Raw genomic sequence first — 18,414 nt, 5'->3', positions numbered from 1 at the left:
TATGGCCAAGAAAGAAGACAACATCAGTCTAATTGATACGTTTTCTGATTTTAAAGAAAATAAGAAAATTGACAAGACCACTATGATTAGTGTTCTTGAAGAGTCTTTTCGTAGCGTAATCGCGAAGATTGTTGGAACTGATGAAAATTACGATGTAATTGTAAACCCTGATCAGGGTGACTTTGAAATATGGCGTAATCGTGAGGTAGTAGCTGACGGTGATGTTACCGACGAAAATATGCAGATTTCATTGACAGAAGCTAGAAAAACAGATGAGTCATATGAGATTGGAGAAGAAGTAACAGATAAAGTCCACTTTGAAAGCTTTGGTCGTCGTGCTATCTTGAATCTTCGTCAAACATTGGCTTCAAAAATTCTAGAGTTAGAAAAAGACAGTCTATATAACAAGTATATAGAGCGTGTTGGAATGATTGTTTCAGCAGAAGTCTATCAAATCTGGAAAAAAGAAATACTTCTTGTTGATGATGAGGGTAATGAATTGATACTACCTAAATCGGAGCAAATACCAAGAGATTTCTTCCGTAAAGGAGAAAGCGTTCGTGCTGTAGTGGCTCGTGTTGATAATAAGAATAATAATCCGAAAATTATTTTGTCAAGAACATCTCCTTTGTTTTTGGAACGTCTTTTTGAATTAGAAGTTCCTGAAATCAATGATGGCTTGATAACTATCAAAAAAGTTGCTCGTATCCCAGGTGAACGTGCTAAAGTTGCTGTTGAATCTTATGATGATCGTATTGATCCAGTAGGAGCATGTGTAGGTGTGAAAGGTAGCCGTATTCATGGTATCGTACGAGAACTATGCAATGAAAATATTGATGTAATAAATTACACATCAAATATTCAGCTATTTATTCAAAGATCTTTAAGCCCTGCTACTATTTCATCTATCCGTTTGAATGAAGAAGAGCATAAAGCCGAAATCTTCCTTCAACCAGATGAAGTATCTTTAGCCATAGGTAAAGGTGGTTTGAATATTAAACTAGCTAGTATGTTAACAGAATACACTATTGATGTATTCCGTGAACTTGATGAAACTGAAGGTGAGGATATCTATCTTGATGAATTCTCTGATGAGATTGAAGGATGGGTAATTGATGCAATTAAAGGCCTAGGCCTTACTACAGCAAAAGCTGTATTAGAAGTACCTCGTAATCGATTAATTGAAGATGCTGACTTAGAAGAAGAGACAGTTGATGAGGTATTGAGTATTTTGAAATCGGAGTTTGAAGAAGATGAAAACTAAAAGACTTATGAGTAGACGATAATAGGCATGTAGATTTCAATCTTAATATCGTCTATAGCGGAAAGTTACATTAGAGATTTTTGCTTCTCTCTCCATTTATTTATTAAATTATTAATATGACGATAAGGTTAAATAAAGTAACAAGAGACTTAAATGTTGGCATTGCTACGGTAGTTGAGTTCTTAAAAAAGAAGGGAATAGAGGTTGATGAAAACCCAAATACGAAAATTACCAAAGAGCAATACTCTTTACTCGTGAAAGAGTTTAGTACAGATAAGACTCTTAGAATAAAGTCTGAACGTTTTATTCAAGAACGTCAAGAAGACAAAAAACGCAACAAAGCATCTGTTGCTATTGATGGTTACGAGTCTAAGAAACCAACTACTGAAAAGAAAGAGGTTATCGAGACTGTAGTTCCAGAGGAGGTACGTCCCAAAGTTAAACCAGTTGGTAAAATTGATTTAGACAACCCTGGTCGTAAAAAAGTGGAAGAGAAAAAAGAAGAGAAATCTACTCCTGCTGATGCAGTAAAAACTGAAAATTCCGAAAATATTAAGTCTAATTTAGAAAATAAGAAAACAGCTGTTGCAGACAAAAAGAAAGAGCCTGTGACTAAAAAGGAAAAGCCACGCGAGGAAAAGGCTGAACCTATTAAAAAGGCTGTAAAAGAGAGCGTGAACGTGAAAGAGGTTAAAAAACAGGAGTCTAAGGATAAGAAATCCGTAAAGACAAGTACTAGAACAACAGCTAAACAAGAAGTTAAAGTTGCTAAAACTGAGGTTAAAGGTGACGGAGCAAGTACTAAGAAAAAAGATGAAGTATTTACTTTAGGTTCTTCAGAGTTAAAAACAAGTATAAACGTTGTCGGACATATTGACTTGGATGCAATAAACCAATCAACTCGTCCTAAGAAAAAGTCTAAAGAAGAACGTAAAAAAGAACGCGAGGAAAAAGATAAGAATCGCGCTAATACAAGTGGTACAACTAATACAAAAAAGATTAGAAAACGTCGTCGTATAACTAAAGAGAAAGTAGATATAGACAAGGCAGCTTCTTCTAATCAAGGTACTCAAACTCCACGCCCAGAACGTAAGAAGTTTACCAAAAATAAGAATCGCTTCAAAAAACCTCTACAAAAACAAGAGGTAAGTGAAGAGGATGTAGCAAAACAAATAAAAGAAACTCTTGCTAGATTAACTTCTAAAGGTCGTAATAAAGCTTCACGCTATAGAAAAGAAAAGAGAGAACAAGCTTCTGTTCGTGCTCAGCAAAAGGAGAAACAAGAAACAGCTGCAGAAAAAGTAATTCAACTTACAGAGTTTGTTACTGTAAGTGAACTAGCTAGTCTGATGGATGTATCCGTTACACAGGTTATTAGTACTTGTATGACTATTGGTATTATGGTTTCTATCAACCAACGCTTGGATGCAGAAACAATTAACCTCGTTGCAGAAGAATTTGGCTTTAAGACAGAATACGTGAGTGCGGAGGTTTCTCAAGCTATTGAAGAGGAAGATGATGAACCTGAAGATCTAGAACATCGTGCTCCAATCGTAACTGTAATGGGTCACGTTGACCACGGTAAGACATCTTTACTAGACTCTATTCGTAAAGCAAATGTGATTGCTGGTGAAGCTGGTGGTATTACTCAGCACATTGGTGCTTATCACGTTACTTTACCTGATAATAGAAAAATAACATTCTTGGATACTCCAGGTCACGAAGCGTTTACAGCGATGCGTGCTCGTGGTGCTAAAGTTACAGATATTGCAATTGTAATTGTTGCTGCTGATGATAATGTGATGCCTCAGACAAAAGAAGCTATCAATCATGCTATGGCAGCAGGCGTTCCTATTGTATTTGCTATTAATAAGGTTGATAAACCAACAGCTAATCCAGATAAGATTAAAACAGAATTGGCCGAAATGAACTACTTAGTAGAAGAATGGGGTGGTCAATATCAATCTCAAGATATTTCAGCTAAAAAAGGTACTGGGGTTCAAGAACTTCTAGAAAAAGTTCTTCTTGAAGCAGAATTGCTAGACCTTAAAGCCAACCCTGATAGACCAGGTACTGGTTCTATAATTGAATCTACTTTGGATAAAGGTAGAGGTTATGTGGCTACAATGCTTGTGTCAAATGGTACACTAAGAATGGGAGATATCGTTCTTGCAGGAACAAGCTTTGGTAAAATTAAAGCAATGTTTAATGAGCGTAATCAAGCTATTGAAGAAGCTGGTCCTTCTGAACCAGTATTGATTTTAGGTTTAGATGGTGCTCCAGCTGCTGGTGATACATTCCATGTTATTGAAACAGAACAAGAAGCAAGAGAAATCACAACCAAACGTAAACAGCTTCAGAGAGAACAAGGTATTCGTACTCAGAAACTTCTTACTTTGGATGAAGTCGGTAGACGTATTGCTCTAGGTAACTTCCAAGAACTTAATGTTATTGTTAAGGGTGACGTGGATGGTTCGGTTGAGGCGTTAAGTGACTCTCTGATCAAATTGTCTACTGAACAAATACAAATAAATGTAATTCATAAGGGCGTAGGACAAATATCTGAATCTGATGTATCTCTTGCTGCAGCTTCTGATGCGATTATTATTGGTTTCCAAGTGAGACCATCTAATATGGCTGAAAGAATGGCAGAGAATGAAGGTGTTGATATCCGTAAATACTCTATTATTTACGACGCTATAGAGGAAGTGAAATCTGCAATGGAAGGTATGCTTGAGCCTATTATAAAGGAACAAGTTACTGCTACTATAGAAGTTAAAGAAGTATTTAACATTACTAAGGTAGGTCAAGTTGCAGGATGTCTTGTTAAGACGGGTAAAATAAAACGTTCTGATAAGGTTCGTTTAATCCGTGACGGTATAGTAATCTTCTCTGGTCAAATGGCTGCTCTAAAACGTTTCAAAGATGACGTGAAAGAGGTTGGTTCAAACTTTGAATGTGGTATCAGTTTAACAAACTTCAATGATATTAAACCTAATGATATAATTGAAGGATACGAAGAAGTAGAAATCAAACAAAAATTATAATACTAGCGCCTTAGAGCACTAGCTTTTAAAATATTGTGCCGATGAATCATTGCAAATCGAAAATTATCCGTTTGTAGTGATTTATCGGCACTTTTTATAAATAAATGGAAAAAGAATGCAACCTTTGGATATAGCTATACTTTTATTCGTAGGATTAGGTATATTTGCGGGGTACCGGAAAGGTTTATTGCACCAGCTAGCCTCTCTCTTGGGGTTCATAGTTGGACTTTATGTAGCTAAAGAGTATTTTAGCTCTGTAGCAGAAGAAATTTCCCCTAGAGTAATAGATTCGATATCTGTAGCTCAAGCTGTTTCTTTTATAGGAATATGGATTTTAGTTCCTATTGTCTTTAGTATATTAGCGTCATTGTTAACCTTTATAATGGATAAAATCTATTTAGGATGGGTTAATCGCTTATTAGGGATAGTAGTGGGCGTTATAAAATATATCCTGCTACTCAGTATTATTCTTTGTGTATTTGATTTTATAGATTCTGATAATAAAATTATAAGTGAAACAAAGAAGACTGAGTCTGTGTTATATAGACCAACAAAGTCTGTGACAAAAGTTTTATTTTTTGTCGTTAAAGATACTTGCTTTGAATATGAGCAAGTTGACTAAATATATATATTGTCAATATTGATAATCAATTAAAAGAGTTATTAAGGATGGAAGAAGCTAATAAATACGTAAAGGAGCTCACCAAAGAGAAATATAAATATGGATTTACTACTGATGTCCATACTGAAATCATTGAAAAAGGACTAAATGAAGATGTAGTTCGTTTAATTTCAGAAAAAAAAGGTGAACCCGATTGGCTTTTAGATTTTAGACTAAAAGCTTATCGTCATTGGTTAACATTAGAGATGCCTAAATGGGCACACTTGAGAATACCAGAAATAGATTATCAAGCTATTTCTTATTATGCAGACCCAACAAAGAAGAAAGAAGGTCCAAAGAGTCTTGATGAAGTAGATCCAGAAGTTCTTAAAACATTTAATAAACTGGGGATTCCTCTTGAGGAACAAATGGCTTTAAGTGGAATTGCTGTTGATGCTGTAATGGACTCTGTGTCTGTTAAAACTACCTTCAAAGAAACATTGATGGAAAAAGGGATTATCTTCTGCTCATTTAGTGAGGCAGTGAGGGAACATCCTGATTTAGTCCGTCAATATATGGGTAGTGTTGTAGGTTATAGAGATAATTTCTTTGCCGCTTTAAATTCTGCAGTATTTTCGGATGGGTCATTTGTTTATATTCCTAAAGGAGTAAGATGTCCTATGGAGCTATCTACCTATTTCCGTATTAATGCAATGAATACAGGGCAATTTGAACGCACTTTAATTGTGGCAGATGATGATGCTTATGTGTCTTATTTGGAAGGTTGTACTGCTCCTATGAGAGATGAAAATCAACTTCATGCTGCTATTGTTGAAATTATAGTGAATGATAGAGCTGAAGTGAAATATAGCACCGTTCAAAACTGGTATCCAGGAGATGCTCAAGGTAAAGGTGGTGTTTACAACTTTGTTACTAAACGTGGTCATTGTAAAGGTATTAATAGTAAATTGTCATGGACTCAAGTAGAAACAGGTTCAGCAATTACATGGAAATATCCTTCATGTATCTTAAGTGGTGATAATTCTACGGCCGAATTTTATAGTGTTGCTGTTACTAACAATTATCAGCAGGCTGATACAGGAACAAAGATGATTCACTTAGGAAAAAATACCAGTAGTACTATCATTAGTAAAGGTATATCTGCAGGACACAGTGAAAACTCTTATAGAGGTTTAGTGCGTGTTGCTGAGAAGGCTGAAAATGCTAGAAATTATAGTGAGTGTGACTCTCTTTTACTAGGAGATAAATGTGGTGCACACACTTTCCCTTATATGGATATTCATAATGAGACAGCTGTCATTGAGCACGAGGCAACTACTAGTAAAATTAATGAAGATCAAATTTTCTATTGTAACCAAAGAGGTATTAGTACAGAAGATGCCATTGGGCTAATTGTAAATGGCTATGCCAAAGAGGTTATAAATAAGCTTCCTATGGAGTTTGCAGTAGAAGCACAAAAACTATTGTCTATTTCACTAGAAGGTAGTGTTGGATAACGAATTAAAATAAATTATACATACAATATAAAGATGATACATTTGAATATGTGTCACCCCAGAATATAAACAATAATTATGCTAAAGATAAAAGACCTACATGCCAGTATTAATGGTAAGGAGATATTAAAGGGAATCAACCTTGAAGTTCAACCAGGAGAAGTGCATGCTATTATGGGACCTAATGGTTCTGGTAAAAGTACTCTAAGTAGTGTTTTAGTAGGTAATCCGAACTTTGAAGTAACAAAGGGATCTGTAGAGTTTATGGGTAAAAACCTGCTAGATTTGGCTCCAGAAGATAGAAGTCATGAAGGTATCTTCCTCAGTTTTCAATATCCTGTTGAAATACCAGGAGTGAGTATGGTAAACTTTATGCGCTCTGCAGTAAATGAGCAACGTAAATATCGTAATCTTCCTCCATTAACAGCAAGCGAGTTTTTAAAGCTAATGCGTGAGAAGAGAGCGATCGTTGAATTAGATAACAAACTAACCAATCGTTCGGTAAACGAAGGTTTCTCTGGAGGAGAAAAAAAGCGTAATGAGATATTTCAGATGGCAATGCTAGAACCCAAATTAAGTATTCTCGATGAAACAGATTCAGGTTTGGATATTGATGCTCTTCGTATTGTCGCTGATGGTGTGAATAAGTTGAAGACTCCAGAAAATAGTTGTATCCTAATTACCCACTACCAACGTTTATTAGATTATATAAAACCCGATATAGTTCATGTTTTATATAAGGGACAAATAGTGAAAACAGCTGGTCCAGAATTAGCTCTTGAGTTAGAAGAAAGAGGCTACGACTGGATTAAGAAAGAAATTGGAGAGTAATTATGGGTGCAGAAAAACAATATATAGATCTGTTCTCTCAATCAGAAAAGGTGATTAATAGCAATAGTTCAGTCATAATGAATAGGCTTAGAAAAAATGCTATTTCTGATTTTGAAAAACAAGGTTTTCCAACTAAGAAACTAGAGGATTTTAAATATACCGATGTAGCCAAGTTCTTTGAACCTGATTATGGTATTAATTTAAAAAGATTAAATATTCCTGCAAATCCAGATAGTGTATTTAAATGTGATGTCCCCAATTTAAATACTATTGAATGCTTTATGGTTAATGATGTTTTTTATCCTGAAGTTAGAAAGCAATCATTAATTCCTGATGGTGTCGTTTTTGGTAGTTTGAAGGATTTAGGTGATAAATATGCAGATATAGTAGAAAAGTATTATGGGCAGTTGGCTGATACGTCTAAGGATGCTATTTCTGCTTTGAACACGGCGTTTGCTCAAGATGGAATCCTTTTGTACATTCCCAAAAATGTAATCATAGAAGAACCTATACAACTGATTAATCTTCTACGAGCAGATGTGAATTTAATGTCTAATCGTCGTTTGTTAATCATTCTAGAAAGAGGAGCCCAGGCTAAAATGTTAATATGTAATCATGCTGTAGATGAGGTTGAATTTCTCTCAACAGGAGTTACGGAAATCTTTGTGGGAGAAAATGCAAACTTCGACTTCTATGAGTTAGAAGAAACACACACTAGAACAGCTCGTTTTAACAATGTATTTGTTAGTCAGGATGCTAACAGTAATGTGTTGCTAAATAATATGACTTTACATAATGGTGCTACTCGTAATACTATTGAAGTAAAACTATTGGGTGAGGGAGCACATATTGATTGTCATGGTATGGCAATAGAGGATAAGAACCAGCATGTGGATAACACAACATTAATTGATCACGTTGTGCCTAATTGTACAAGTAATGAGCTATTTAAATATGTTCTAGATGATCACTCTGTAGGAGCTTTTACAGGATTAGTATTAGTGCGCCCAGATGCACAAAAAACGAATTCACAACAAACGAATCGCAACCTATGCGTTACTAAAGATGCACGTATGTATGCTCGACCACAATTGGAAATTTATGCTGATGATGTGAAATGTGGACATGGGGCTACAGTAGGTCAGCTAGATGAAACCGCTTTATTTTATATGCGTGCAAGAGGAATATCAGAGCATGAAGCTCGTTTATTGCTTATGTTTGCTTTTGTAAATGAAGTTATTGATACAATTTCAATCGAAGCATTGAAAGATCGCTTACATATTTTAGTTGAAAAACGCTTTAGAGGAGAATTGAGTAAATGCTCGGGTTGTGCTGTTTGTAAATAATTAATAAAATGGATTTAGATAAAATTAGAGCAGACTTTCCTATACTTTCAAGAGAAGTATATGGTAAACCTCTCGTTTATTTAGATAACGGAGCTACTTCTCAAAAACCTAGAGTAGTGGTAGATGCAATGTCTGATGAATATTTTACTGTAAATGCAAATGTTCATCGTGGTGTTCACTACCTTTCTCAACAAGCTACAGAACTGCATGAAGGTGCAAGAGAAATAGTTAGAAGGCATATAAATGCTGCTTCCGTTGGTGAGGTTATCTTTACTCGAGGGACTACCGAGTCTATTAACCTTGTAGCTTCATGTTTTGGTGAAGCTTTTCTCAAAGAGGGAGACGAGGTGATTGTATCGGAAATGGAGCATCATAGTAATATTGTGCCTTGGCAGTTGTTAGAACAGCGTAAAGGAATTGTTTTACGAGTGGTACCCATAACAAATGAAGGTGAGTTGTGTATGGATGAATATCGAAAGATATTCAATAACAAAACAAAACTAGTTAGTTTAGCTCATGTATCAAATGTGTTAGGAACGATAAATCCTGTTCGAGAAATCATTGAAATAGCACATTCGCATGATGTTCCTGTACTGCTAGATGGTGCACAAGCCATTCCTCATAAAGCCGTTGATGTACAAGCTTTAGATGTTGATTTCTATGTATTCTCTGCTCATAAGGCTTATGGACCAACAGGTGTTGGAGTTCTTTATGGTAAAGAAAAGTGGCTTGATAAAATGCCTCCCTATCAAGGCGGTGGAGAAATGATTCAATCTGTCAGCTTTGAAAAAACTGTATTTAATGAGTTGCCTTTTAAGTTTGAAGCCGGTACTCCGGACTATGTTGGAACAACTGGCTTAGCTAAAGCTTTAGAGTATATAGATAGTATTGGTTTAGATAAAATAGCTGCTCACGAACTTGAATTAACTCATTATGCTATGGCTCGCTTGAGTGAGATAGAGGGTATGCGGTTGATCGGTACGGCAAAAGAGAAGACAAGTGTTGTTTCATTCTTAGTTGGAAATATCCATCACTTTGATATGGGTACTTTATTGGATCGTTTAGGTATTGCTGTCAGAACAGGGCATCATTGTGCTCAACCCTTGATGATTCGTTTAGGAATAGAAGGTACAGTAAGAGCATCATTTGCATTATACAATACTAAAGAAGAAGTAGATATCCTTATAAATGGGATAAATAGAGTTCGCTCAATGTTTTAAACAATAGATAGAAATGAAAAAAATAATCTTAACCTTATGTGTGTGTTTAAGTGTAGTCGCTTGTAAAAACACCAATAAATCTGAGAATAAGAATGAAGTTGTGGCTCAGAATAATACGGAACAAGTTGTGGATATGCACAATGCTGAAAATTCATTAAGTTATTGTGGTATTTATCAAGGGGTCATTCCTGCTGCTGATGCTCCAGGTATTCAAGTTACATTAATTCTTAATGATGACAATAGCTATGAACTTCATGAAACATTCATTGATAAAGAAGATGGAGAGTTTCAAGAAAAAGGTTCTTATTCTTTAAATGAAAATGTTCTTACTTTATTTAGAAATGAAAATGAAAAATCATACTATAAAGTAGAAGAAGGTAGACTTAAAATGCTTACTCAGGATCAAGAAGAAGTGACAAGTGAATTAGCTCCTCATTACATCTTAAATCAAACTGAAGTATTTGAATAATAAGAATTTTAAAATATACATTTAAAGGCATCTCTTTCTTGAGGTGCCTTTTTTATGGTGTATATTGCTTCTCCTAGTTTTTGATATCAGTATATTTGTAAAAAGTTTTAGATAATGTTGAAACAATATTTATTAAAAGAACGTATAGAGGCAGGCTGTGATGAAGCAGGCAGAGGATGTTTAGCAGGTCCTGTTTTTGCCGCGGCAGTAATTTTACCTTCTGATTTCGAAAACAACTTACTAAATGACTCCAAGCAATTGTCAGAGAAAAAACGTTATGAACTGCGTGTTATTATAGAGAATGAAGCATTAGCATGTGGAGTTGGAGTAGTTTCTGTTGAAGAAATAGATAAAATTAATATTTTAAATGCTTCCTTTTTAGCAATGCATAGAGCTATTGATTGCCTTAAAGTAAGACCAGAGCATTTATTGATTGATGGTAATCGTTTTAACCCTTATGACGGTATAAAGCATACAACTATAGTGAAAGGAGATGCTACTTTTCTATCTATTGCTGCAGCCTCAATATTAGCTAAGACTTATCGTGATGATTATATGCTAGCTCAACATAATAAATATCCAAACTATGACTGGAATCATAACAAAGGGTATCCAACAAAGAAGCATAGAGAAGCTATTGAGAAGTATGGAATTACTCCGCTACATCGTCATACTTTTCGATTGTTAAAAGATAAACAGCTCTCAATTTTTTAAATGATTAAAATTCAATTTTAATGTTAAGCACTATTTTATAGTGCTTTTTTTATATATAAAACTTTTAATATAGAATACATCTAAATAAATAGAACATTTCAGCCTCTTAAATCATTAATATGTAAAGGTTAAGTTTATCCTGATTCATAATACTCTTTTTTGAGTACTATAACAATAGTTGTCATTTTAAGTCTATTGAAAATCGTGGTGGATTAATTTAATCTAGATATAGCATAAGACTTTGATAGGAGCTTACTTATCACTAGTCAATTTGAATGATATATAGACTTATGCCAATAATTCATTCTATAAAAAGATCTATCTATGTTAAAAATAAAAAACTTGCATGCTAGTATTAACGGAAATGAAATTCTAAAAGGGATCAACCTAAGTATAAATAGAGGAGAAACTCATGCTATAATGGGACCTAATGGTTCAGGTAAGAGTACTTTAGGAAATGTTTTGATTGGGAATCCCAATTATGAAATTACGAAGGGTACTGTAGAGTATCTTGATAAAGATCTGCTTCAGTTAGAGCCTGAGGAACGTGCTGGCGAAGGCTTATTTTTGAGTTTTCAGTATCCTGTGGAGATACCAGGTGTAAGTATGACACGTTTTCTTCGTTCAGCAATGAATGGACAGAGAGAATATAGAGGCTTACCTCACGTAAGTGCAGAAGATTTCCTGAAGATAATGAAGGAAAAAAGAGACCTTGTTAAGCTAGATGGAAATTTAACCTCTAGAGCTGTAAATGAAGGATTCTCGGGAGGGGAGAAAAAAAGGAATGAAATATTTCAGATGGCTCTTCTTGAACCGACATTGAGTATTCTAGATGAAACCGATTCAGGGTTGGATATTGATGCCTTAAGAATTGTAGCTAATGGCGTCAACCAATATAAATCTCCTGAAAGAAGTTTTATTATTATTACTCATTATCAAAGATTACTAGACTATATTAAACCTGATTATGTTCATGTCCTTTATGGGGGAAAAATTGTAAAGTCGGGTGGTCCAGAGTTGGCTTTACTTTTGGAAGAGAAAGGGTATGATTGGATTAAAGAGGAAGGAGAGAAATAATATGGATACTACAGAAAAGTTATTAGAGTTATATAAGAGGGAAAGAGGGATAATTGAAGAGAATTGTTCTTATATCCTTAATGGAACTCGGCCTAGTGCTATTTCTAGCTTTAAAAAGTTGGGGTTGCCTACTCGAAAGCTTGAAAAATACAAATATACTGATGTTGCTCAGTTTTTTGAGGGGGATTACAAAGTGAATTTTAATAGAGCTCCTTCGTCCTTGAAAGTGGATGAAGTTTTTAAATGTGATGTACCTCATTTAGATACTGCTCAGGCTTTTCTAGTGAATGATAGTTTCCATCCAGAGATTACTAAAAAGGATATCTTACCAAGAGGTGTTACCATTGGTGGGTTAAATGCCATGTCGGAGAGGTTTTTAGAATGGTTTGCCAAGTATTATGGCAAGATAGCTGATACGAGAGAAGATGCTATAGTTGCATTGAATACAGCTCTTGTTCAAGATGGTGTCTTTATTTATATTCCTAAAAACACCGTAGTCGATATGCCTATCCAACTAATCAATATTCTTACTTCAAAAGAGAATTTGATGGTGAATAGACGCTTATTAATCATTGCCGAAGAAAATAGTCAAGTAAACTTTTTACTTTGTAATCATACAGTTGATCCTGTAAGTTTTTTAATGACAGGGGTCACTGAGATCTTTGCAGGTGAAAATGCTCATGTGAACTTTTATGAAATAGAGGAGAATAACTCTAAGTCGAAAAGATTCAATCATACTTTTGTTTATCAAGAATCAAATAGTACTGTCCAAGTCAATGGAATGACACTTCATAACGGCATTAGCTGTAATTGTACAAATTTCTATCTTGCTGGAGAAGGTGCTCATGCCGATTGTAATGGTATGGCTATTACAGATAAGGAACAACATGTTGATAATATTACGCTTATTGAACATTCGGTTCCTCACTGCACAAGTCATGAACTCTATAAATATGTATTAGATGACAAGTCAGTAGGAGCTTTTACAGGTATGATTTTGGTTCGACCGAATGCACAAAAGACAGATTCGATTCAAACGAATAGAAGCATTTGTCTAACAAAAGATGCGCGTATGTATGCTCGTCCACAGTTAGAAATTTATGCGGATGATGTAAAGTGTGCGCATGGAGCCACAGTAGGCCAGCTAGATGAAGATGCATTGTTTTATATGCGTACTAGAGGTATGTCTATGTATGAAGCACGCTTACTTCTTATGTTTGCATTCATTAATGAGGTAGTAGATAAGATTAAGATTGAACCTCTTAAAGAACGTCTTCATGTATTGGTTGAAAAGAGGTTTAAAGGAGAGTTGTGTAATTGCTCTGGATCGGATATTAAATAATAATATAGGTTCAATTAATTTGCAAGCCTCCATTTGTTTAAACAAGTGGAGGCTTTTTATTTGATTTTATTCTTAAACAAAGAGCTTTTAACTGCTTATGAGATACCCAACTAGCAAAATAATGTGTAAAATCAGTTTTGATTGACTTATTATATTAATTGATTTTAAAGAAATACTTAATACGCTGTGTTTTTTGTACCTTTGTGCCTCAATAAATAATGGATAACAAGATCTAAAAATATTTATAATGAAAAAGAAAGCACTATTAGTAATCCTTGATGGATGGGGTATAGGAGATAAAGGTAAAGAAGATGTAATATTTAATACTCCAACTCCATACTGGGATTATCTTCTAAAAACATATCCACATTCTGAATTACAAGCAAGTGGTGAAAATGTAGGTTTACCTGATGGACAAATGGGTAATTCAGAGGTAGGACACTTGAATATTGGAGCAGGCCGTGTAGTAGATCAAGACCTTGTGAAAATCAATAAAGCTTGTGAAGACAATAGCATTATGAAAAATCCAGAAATTGTTTCTGCATTTACCTATGCTAAAGAGAATAACAAGAACATTCACTTCATGGGTCTTACTTCGGATGGTGGTGTGCATAGTTCTTTAGATCACTTATATAAACTTTGTGATATTGCTAAGGAATATGCTATTGAAAACACATTCATTCATTGTTTTATGGATGGTCGTGATACCGATCCTAAGAGTGGTAAAGGATTCATCGAACAGTTGGAAGCGCACTGTGCTAAATCTACAGGGAAAATAGCATCTGTTATTGGTCGTTATTATGCTATGGATCGTGATAAACGTTGGGAACGTGTAAAAGAATCATACGATTTGTTGGTACATGGTAAGGGTGTTGAGGCTACATCAATGGTAGATGCTGTACAAGCTTCTTATGATGCAGGTGTGACTGATGAGTTCATTAAGCCAATTGTAAATAGCTCTATTAATGGTAAAATTCAAGAAGGTGATGTCGTTATTTTCTTTAATTACCGAAATGATCGTGCCAAAGAACTTACTATTGTTCTGACACAGCAAGATATGCCCGATGCAGGAATGAATATTGTTCCTAATCTTCAATATTATTGTATGACTCCATATGATGCCTCGTTTAAAGGTGTTCATGTCTTATTTGATAAGGAAAATGTTCAGAACACTTTAGGTGAATATGTGGCATCAAAAGGTCTTACTCAACTTCATATTGCTGAAACCGAAAAATATGCACACGTAACATTCTTTTTTAATGGTGGCCGTGAACAACCTTATAATAATGAAGATAGAATTCTTGTTCCTTCTCCTAAGGTAGCTACTTATGACTTAAAGCCAGAAATGAGTGCTTATGAAGTGAAAGATAAATTAGTTGCTGCTATCCAAGAAGATAAATATGATTTTATCGTTGTGAATTATGCAAATGGTGACATGGTAGGACATACTGGTGTTTACGAAGCTATTGAAAAAGCTGTAGTTGCTGTTGATGCTTGCTTAAAAGAAACTATTGAAGCTGCTAAAGCAACAGGATATGAAGCTATAATTATAGCCGATCATGGTAATGCTGATAATGCAGTAAATGCTGATGGTTCTCCTAATACTGCTCACTCTCTAAACCCTGTTCCTTGTGTATATGTAAGTGAAAAGATGGATGTAGAGGTGGACAATGGTCGTTTAGCTGATGTAGCTCCATCTATTCTACATATTATGGGATTAGAAGCTCCAGCAGAAATGGCAGGAAAAGTTTTGATTAAAGAATAGTCTGCAGGGCTATTTTCATATAAATGCCCTAGCAATTGCTTGGGCATTTTTTATAGTTATATTTCAATATGATTCAAATAGATGATGTTGTAGTTACTTTAGATGTACTACGTGAGAAGTTTATCTGCGACCTTGGAGTGTGTAAAGGTGCATGCTGTATTGAGGGTGATGCTGGTGCTCCTGTTGAGAAAGAAGAAGTTGCCAAACTTGAAGAAGTGTTGCCTATTATCTGGGATGATTTAGCAGATAATGCTAAAGAAATTATCAACAAGCAAGGAGTAGTATATGTGGATGAAGAAGGAGATATTGTCACATCAATAGTGAATGGGAAAGATTGCGTTTTTACCTGTTATGATGAAAAAGGGTTCTGTTATTGTGCTATTGAAAAAGCATATCGTGCAGGTAAGACAGATTTTTACAAGCCTGTTTCTTGTCACCTATACCCTATTAGAGTTTCAAACTTTGGTAAATATAAAGCTGTTAATTACCATAGATGGGAGATTTGTAAAGCTGCTGTACTATTAGGTGAGAAAGAAGGTGTTCCTGTCTATAAGTTCTTGGAAAAGCCCTTAATACGTAAATTTGGTCAAGCTTGGTTTGATGAATTAGAAATAGCAGTAGATGAATTAAAAAAGGCAGGTTATATTAAAGAATAAACTTTGTTTTAGGCTATAAAAAGTAAGCGAGTAATGATTGGTTCATTACTCGCTTTTTTCCTCTGTAAGATGTGAGGTCGGATTTACGTATTATTTAATTATAGTATCATCTTATGCGTCAATATTAGCATAAGTTGCATTTTCTTCAATAAATTCTCTTCTTGGTCCAACATCTTCACCCATTAGCATAGAGAATATTCTGTCTGCATCATATGCGTTATCAATAGTTACTTGCTTAAGCATTCTATTGTCGGGATCCATTGTGGTTTCCCATAGCTGATGTGCATTCATTTCTCCGAGACCTTTGTAGCGTTGGATGTGAATACCACTTTCAGAACCTCCACCATAATTATTGATAAAAGCTAAACGTTGTTCTTCTGTCCAGCAATATTCTTCTGTTTTTCCTTTTCGGCAAAGGTATAATGGAGGAGTTGCAATATATAGATAGCCATTTTGAATCATTTGAGGCATATATCTAAAGAAGAAAGTCATAATCAATGTGTCAATGTGTGAACCATCGACATCAGCATCGGTCATGATAATAATCTTATGATAGCGTAATTTTTCTAAATTAGCTTCTTTGCTATCTTCCTCTGTTCCTATTGTAACACCTAAAGCTGTATAAATGTTGCGAATTTCTTCACTTTCTAGAGCCTTGTGATACATTGCTTTTTCTACATTTAAGATTTTACCTCTTAATGGCAAAATAGCTTGGAATGATCGGTCTCTTCCTTGTTTAGCAGTACCTCCCGCAGAGTCCCCTTCGACAAGGAATAATTCACATATTTCTGGATTCTTTTCAGAGCAGTCAGCTAGTTTTCCTGGAAGTCCTCCTCCAGACATAGGAGATTTGCGTTGTACTAGTTCTCTTGCTTTACGAGCTGCGTGACGTGCTGTAGCTGCTAAGATTACTTTATCAACGATAGTTTTAGCTTCTCTAGGATGTTCTTCTAAGTAGTAATTTAGTGCTTCACCAACAGCTTGGTCTACTGCACCCATAACTTCTGTATTTCCTAGCTTAGTTTTGGTTTGTCCCTCAAATTGAGGCTCAGCCACCTTGATGGAAATAACGGCTGTTAAACCTTCTCTAAAGTCGTCTCCAGAGATGTCAACTTTTATCTTATCTAATAGTTTGTTGTCTTCAGCATACTTTTTAAGGGTACGTGTAAGAGCACGTCGGAATCCAGCTAAGTGTGTACCACCTTCTATAGTATTAATATTATTCACGTATGAGTGAATGTTTTCTGAGAAAGAAGTGTTGTACATGATAGCAACTTCAATAGGAACTCCTTGTTTTTCTGTATTTAAATAAATTACGTCATTGACAAGGTGTTCGCGTGAAGAGTCTATATAGCGGACAAATTCTTTTAATCCTTCTTTAGATTGGAAGGATTCCGATTTATATGTTCCATCCTCATTTTGTGTGCGTTTATCTGTAAGGCTAATTTTTAAACCTGCATTTAAGAATGCAAGCTCACGCATTCTTGTAGCAAGAATATCATAGCTATATACTAATACAGTGAAGATAGTTGGATCTGGCCAAAAAGTTTGTTTTGTCCCAGTATCATCAGTTGTACCCACTTCCTTGACAGGATATTGAGGTTTACCACAAGCATATTCTTGACGATAAGTAATGCCATTGCGGCTGACCTCGGTAATCATTCGAGTTGAAAGTGCATTAACACAAGAAACACCAACACCGTGCAGACCACCTGAAACTTTATATGAACCTTTATCAAATTTACCACCAGCGTGTAGAACGGTCATTACCACCTCAAGAGCAGAGCGCTGTTCTTTCTCATGAAAGTCGGTAGGAATACCACGACCATTATCCTTTACGGTGATTGAGTTATCTTCGTTAATAGTTACATCTATGTGATCACAATATCCAGCTAATGCTTCGTCAATAGAGTTATCTACAACTTCGTATACTAAGTGATGTAGCCCTTTTAAGCTAGTATCTCCAATATACATAGCTGGACGTTTTCTTACTGCTTCAAGTCCTTCTAGAACCTGAATACTATCCGCTTTGTAGGAACCCTTATTGGCTTGAATTTGTTCTTCGGTCATAATTAATTTTCTCTTATATTATCAATACAAAGATAGTGAAAATACTCCGATTTATGAGGGCTTTTTACTGATTTTAGTATCTCTCAATTCGTGTATTTCAATAGGTTAGTAGCACCCGATAAAAGTATAGATAGGATTCGATAACTATGAGGTAGAGTAGGGGTAAACAAAAAAGACTGAACATTAATGTTCAGTCTATATATTGTCTAAGTAATTGTCTTAGAAATGCGATTCTTAAAGGCTATTGATATGCTTTGCTAATTTTGATTTCAAGTTGCCAGCCTTTTTCCAGTGAATGAAATTTTTCTTAGCAAGCTTGTCAACCATCTTAGCAACACTAGGAAACATTTCTTCAGCTTCCTTTTTATCAGTAGCATTACGAAGATTTCTAACAGCATTTCTCATGGTTCTACCATAATATCTGTTACGTAGTCTTCTTGTCTGATCTTGTCTGATTCTCTTTAGAGATGATTTGTGATTTGCCATTTTTGACTA

15 protein-coding genes are annotated in these 18,414 nt (G+C 35.1%); 13 read left to right on the top strand and 2 right to left on the bottom strand.

Translation table 11 applies throughout. The features are described 5' to 3' along the window. Position 1: 1 nt before the first annotated feature. The 13 genes from nusA to K8V80_RS08280 all read left to right on the top strand — a co-directional run bounded on the left by nusA (position 2) and on the right by K8V80_RS08280 (position 15,849). Positions 2-1,264 (top strand): transcription termination factor NusA, encoded by a 1,263-nt coding sequence (nusA, locus tag K8V80_RS08340; protein ID WP_006743662.1) that lies wholly within the window; start codon positions 2-4, stop codon positions 1,262-1,264. A 116-nt stretch (positions 1,265-1,380) separates the two neighbouring features. Next, positions 1,381-4,311, top strand: a complete 2,931-nt coding sequence (gene infB / locus K8V80_RS08335) for a translation initiation factor IF-2 (RefSeq protein WP_006743661.1) — start codon at positions 1,381-1,383, stop codon at positions 4,309-4,311. 115 nt (positions 4,312-4,426) lie between these two features. After that, positions 4,427-4,933: a CvpA family protein gene (locus K8V80_RS08330; protein WP_276776960.1), complete on the top strand. Its 507-nt coding sequence runs from the start codon at positions 4,427-4,429 to the stop codon at positions 4,931-4,933. Positions 4,934-4,980: 47 nt separating this feature from the next. Beyond that, a complete protein-coding gene (gene sufB, locus K8V80_RS08325) occupies positions 4,981-6,429 on the top strand; it encodes a Fe-S cluster assembly protein SufB (protein ID WP_006743658.1) in 1,449 nt (482 codons plus the stop codon). 78 nt (positions 6,430-6,507) lie between these two features. Next, entirely contained in the window at positions 6,508-7,260 is a 753-nt protein-coding gene (gene sufC / locus K8V80_RS08320; protein ID WP_276776957.1) for a Fe-S cluster assembly ATPase SufC, read from the top strand. A 2-nt stretch (positions 7,261-7,262) separates the two neighbouring features. After that, on the top strand, positions 7,263-8,606 hold the full coding sequence (gene sufD, locus K8V80_RS08315) for a Fe-S cluster assembly protein SufD (RefSeq protein WP_276776954.1): 1,344 nt from the start codon (positions 7,263-7,265) through the stop codon (positions 8,604-8,606). 8 nt (positions 8,607-8,614) lie between these two features. Beyond that, complete coding sequence (locus tag K8V80_RS08310) at positions 8,615-9,826, top strand: aminotransferase class V-fold PLP-dependent enzyme (protein WP_276776951.1); 1,212 nt, start codon at positions 8,615-8,617, stop codon at positions 9,824-9,826. A gap of 13 nt (positions 9,827-9,839) precedes the next feature. Then, on the top strand, positions 9,840-10,295 hold the full coding sequence (locus K8V80_RS08305) for a copper resistance protein NlpE (protein ID WP_006743654.1): 456 nt from the start codon (positions 9,840-9,842) through the stop codon (positions 10,293-10,295). A gap of 114 nt (positions 10,296-10,409) precedes the next feature. Continuing rightward, positions 10,410-11,009: a ribonuclease HII gene (locus tag K8V80_RS08300; RefSeq protein WP_006743653.1), complete on the top strand. Its 600-nt coding sequence runs from the start codon at positions 10,410-10,412 to the stop codon at positions 11,007-11,009. 324 nt (positions 11,010-11,333) lie between these two features. Next, the gene (gene sufC / locus K8V80_RS08295) at positions 11,334-12,086 is read left to right on the top strand and encodes a Fe-S cluster assembly ATPase SufC (protein ID WP_006743652.1); all 753 of its coding nucleotides are present in this window, start codon (positions 11,334-11,336) and stop codon (positions 12,084-12,086) included. 1 nt (position 12,087) lies between these two features. After that, a complete protein-coding gene (gene sufD / locus K8V80_RS08290; protein ID WP_276776943.1) occupies positions 12,088-13,428 on the top strand; it encodes a Fe-S cluster assembly protein SufD in 1,341 nt (446 codons plus the stop codon). 247 nt (positions 13,429-13,675) lie between these two features. Then, positions 13,676-15,193 (top strand): 2,3-bisphosphoglycerate-independent phosphoglycerate mutase, encoded by a 1,518-nt coding sequence (gene gpmI, locus K8V80_RS08285; RefSeq protein ID WP_006743650.1) that lies wholly within the window; start codon positions 13,676-13,678, stop codon positions 15,191-15,193. Between the two features lie 68 nt (positions 15,194-15,261). Beyond that, a complete protein-coding gene (locus K8V80_RS08280; RefSeq protein ID WP_276776940.1) occupies positions 15,262-15,849 on the top strand; it encodes a DUF3109 family protein in 588 nt (195 codons plus the stop codon). Positions 15,850-15,960: 111 nt separating this feature from the next. Here the strand turns inward: K8V80_RS08280 and gyrB are convergent, their stop codons facing one another. Further along, a complete protein-coding gene (gene gyrB, locus K8V80_RS08275; RefSeq protein WP_276776938.1) occupies positions 15,961-17,919 on the bottom strand; it encodes a DNA topoisomerase (ATP-hydrolyzing) subunit B in 1,959 nt (652 codons plus the stop codon). Between the two features lie 234 nt (positions 17,920-18,153). Further along, entirely contained in the window at positions 18,154-18,405 is a 252-nt protein-coding gene (gene rpsT / locus K8V80_RS08270; protein ID WP_006743646.1) for a 30S ribosomal protein S20, read from the bottom strand. Positions 18,406-18,414: the final 9 nt, after the last annotated feature.

It is taken from the genome of Bacteroides coprosuis (assembly GCF_020741705.1).
Taxonomy (GTDB): Bacteria; Bacteroidota; Bacteroidia; order Bacteroidales; family Bacteroidaceae; genus Bacteroides_E; species Bacteroides_E coprosuis.
The sequence above is the reverse complement of the archived record's forward strand: the minus strand, read 5'-3'. Positions and strand labels throughout refer to the sequence as shown.